Annotated in this window: 4 protein-coding genes and 1 pseudogene; 4 read left to right on the top strand and 1 reads right to left on the bottom strand. The window is 65.0% G+C overall.

Annotated features, from left to right (window positions below; all coding sequences use genetic code 11):
* Nucleotides 1-216: pseudogene (locus AUC71_RS12810) on the top strand (amidase family protein); the annotation flags it as partial.
* Nucleotides 217-249: 33 nt separating this feature from the next.
* Entirely contained in the window at nucleotides 250-579 is a 330-nt protein-coding gene (locus AUC71_RS12805) for a DMT family transporter (RefSeq protein WP_069624574.1), read from the top strand.
* A 67-nt stretch (nucleotides 580-646) separates the two neighbouring features.
* On the opposite strand, the gene AUC71_RS12800 is transcribed toward AUC71_RS12805, so the two are convergent.
* Nucleotides 647-1,186, bottom strand: a complete 540-nt coding sequence (locus AUC71_RS12800) for a hypothetical protein (protein ID WP_069624572.1) — start codon at nucleotides 1,184-1,186, stop codon at nucleotides 647-649.
* Nucleotides 1,187-1,445: 259 nt separating this feature from the next.
* On the opposite strand from AUC71_RS12800, the gene AUC71_RS12795 reads away from it, so the two are divergent.
* Nucleotides 1,446-1,868, top strand: coding sequence for an integron (locus tag AUC71_RS12795; protein WP_244500949.1), 423 nt, complete (start codon nucleotides 1,446-1,448; stop codon nucleotides 1,866-1,868).
* Nucleotides 1,868-2,651 (top strand): signal recognition particle protein (locus AUC71_RS12790; RefSeq protein ID WP_083238348.1); only part of this gene is annotated, 784 nt, incomplete at its 3' end. The genes AUC71_RS12795 and AUC71_RS12790, both read left to right, overlap by 1 nt.

Genomic DNA, 2,651 nt, shown 5'->3' with positions numbered 1-2,651 from the left:
CCGCCGGAGCGCGACATCCCCGACGGCGCGTCCTTCGCGGAGTTCCGCACCGTGACCCTGCAGAGCACCTGCTTGGCCGGCCTCGCCGGCCTGCCGCAAATCTCGATCCCCATAGACGGAACATCGGGCCTCCCCGCAGGGCTCTCCTTCGTCGGCTGGGAAGGCGGCGACGAAGCTTTGCTTGATCTGGCGGTGAAGCTGGGCTCTCTCGCCTGACTGTTCAAACCATGGAGACCGTTTGTGACCGCTTTGCCGTATCTCTATCTGACTTTCGCGATCGCCTTCGAGGTGATTGGGACCTCGGCTCTGAAAGCCTCCGATTCCTTCACCCGGCTCCTGCCGAGCTTGGTGTGCGTGTTTGCCTACGCCGTATCCTTCCTGCTTCTCGCGCTCAGCCTGCGCACGATTCCCGTCGGCATCGCCTACGCCCTGTGGGCCGGCCTGGGCATTGTGCTCATTGCCGCGATCGGCTGGCTTTGGTTCAAGGAACCGCTGGACCTGCCGGCGTTCATTGGACTGTCCCTGATCGTGGGCGGAGTCGTCGTGGTGAACGTGTTTTCGCGCGTCCTGCCACACTAGAGCCGAACCATCCGTTCACGCGAAAGAGTAGGGGCGGAGGCGCACACGCCTTCCAACTTTACGGTAGCTATTCGCCGACGATCCCTGGCGAAATCTCGCGGTAGCCTTCATTGGGAACGACATCGAGGCTCACCAGCGCGAGTCCGACCGTGATGACATTGGCGAGCAGAATGAGTCCCGCTGCCCACCGGCCGATCCGCAGCCCGTAGCCGTAGCGAAACACGGCGAGCTCGATGGCGAGATTGAAGGCGACCGCTATCGCGAACGTGGCGATCCACCCCGCCAGGCTGAAAGCATCCCAGTCGATCTTGGTGGCGATACCAGAGCCTTGAAGCGACGCCTCGAGCAGAATGCCGAGAAACGGCAGGAGGAACAGGCCGACGGCGGCAGAGACGGCGTTGGCGGCGAGCGTCGCCCAGACGGTTTTCCAAAATGGCAGCCGGAACGCGGCCCAGACGAAGAGGGCCTCAATGACGAGCGAAGCGCCGATGATCCACCACGCGAGCAGCCGCTCGGTGAGGAGGGCGGCGGGCCAGACCACGTTGGCTTCGGCGGCCGCAGGCAGGGCCACGACAGCGATAAGTAAGAGGATGAACCGCGACCACATGGCCCTGAAACCCTAATTTCCGGCGCAATCTGTTGTCAGGACACGGCCCGGCGGGCAAGGGAAATGAGCGGTCTCGCTTGACTTCAGGACCCCGCTCGCCGACATTCCGGCGGAATTCAAGGCAGCTCCGCAACAAGAGCCGCCGCCCTGGACATTTTGGGAGCACCAAAGGGAGCCAGGGGGGTCAACACCCGTCAGCGCGATGCGCCCACGGGTGCGTTTTTGCTTTGCTTGTCCTCACGTCGAGGAGGAAGAAACGATGGTTGGAACCCGCATCCTGCGCCACACCGGCATCCTTGCCGCCCTGGCGCTCGTCTGCCTGCCTTTGGCGACCACGGCCCAGCAGCGGCGCGTGCCCGTGATCGCAGGCCAGAACCCCGGCTACGACGCTTGCGGGACGGTCGGCGTGGTGCGCGGGCTCGATCCGCAAGGCGGCGACGGCTTCCTCGCCGTGCGCGCCGGCCCGTCATCCGACTACGCCATGCTCGACAAGGTCTATAACGGCTATTTACTGAGCATCTGCGACCAGAGCGGCAAGAACGGCGCCTGGCTCGGCGTCGTCTATTCCCACAAGAGCATGGATTGCGGCGTTGGCACGCCTTGGCCGCAGGCTGCTGCGTACAAGGGCCCGTGCAGCTCGGGCTGGGTTTATCGCAAATTCGTGGCGGACTACGCCGGCTGATGTTCGAGACCCTTTCAGACCGCCTTTCCGGCATCCTCGACAAGCTCACGCGCCGCGGCGCGTTGAGCGAGGAGGACGTCGGCGAAGCCATGCGCGAGGTGCGCCGCGCGCTGATCGAGGCGGATGTCGCGCTCGACGTGGTGCGCTCCTTCACGGACCGGGTGAAGCAGAAGGCGGTCGGCCAGGAGGTCGTGCGCTCGGTCACCCCGGGCCAGATGGTCATCAAGATCGTCAACGACGAATTGGTGCGCATGCTGGGCTCCGACGCCCAAGGCATCGATCTCGCCGCAACCCCGCCTGTCACCATGATGCTGGTCGGCCTGCAAGGCTCCGGTAAGACCACTACCACGGCAAAGCTCGCTTATCGGCTGACCAACCGCGACAAGCAGAAGGTCCTGATGGCCTCGCTCGACACGCGGCGCCCAGCCGCGCAGGAGCAGCTCCGCGTTCTTGGCGAGCAGACCAATGTCGCCACGCTGCCCATCGTCGAAGGCCAAACGCCGACCCAAATCACCGAGCGCGCCATCAAGGCCGCGAAGCTCGGCGGCTACGACGTGCTGCTGCTCGACACCGCCGGCCGCACCCATATCGACGAAGAATTGATGGCCGAGACGGCCGCCATCGAGAAAATCGCGCAACCGCATGAGACGCTGCTGGTCGCCGATGCGCTCACCGGCCAGGACGCCGTCAACCTCGCCAAGAATTTCGGCGCGCGCGTCGCGCTCACCGGCATCGTGCTAACCCGCGTCGACGGCGATGCGCGCGGCGGCGCGGCGCTGTCCA

This window comes from Methyloceanibacter marginalis, from assembly GCF_001723295.1.
Classification (GTDB): Bacteria; Pseudomonadota; Alphaproteobacteria; order Rhizobiales; family Methyloligellaceae; genus Methyloceanibacter; species Methyloceanibacter marginalis.
Note: the sequence above shows the minus strand (reverse complement) of the source record. Positions and strands in the feature narration are given on the sequence as shown.

Bases quoted from the DNA above. Each gene is read 5' to 3' on its own strand.
- AUC71_RS12795 (WP_244500949.1), top strand. From the start codon at position 1,446: ATGGTTGGAACCCGCATCCTGCGCCACACCGGCATCCTTGCCGCCCTG.
- AUC71_RS12800 (WP_069624572.1), bottom strand. From the start codon at position 1,186: ATGTGGTCGCGGTTCATCCTCTTACTTATCGCTGTCGTGGCCCTGCCT.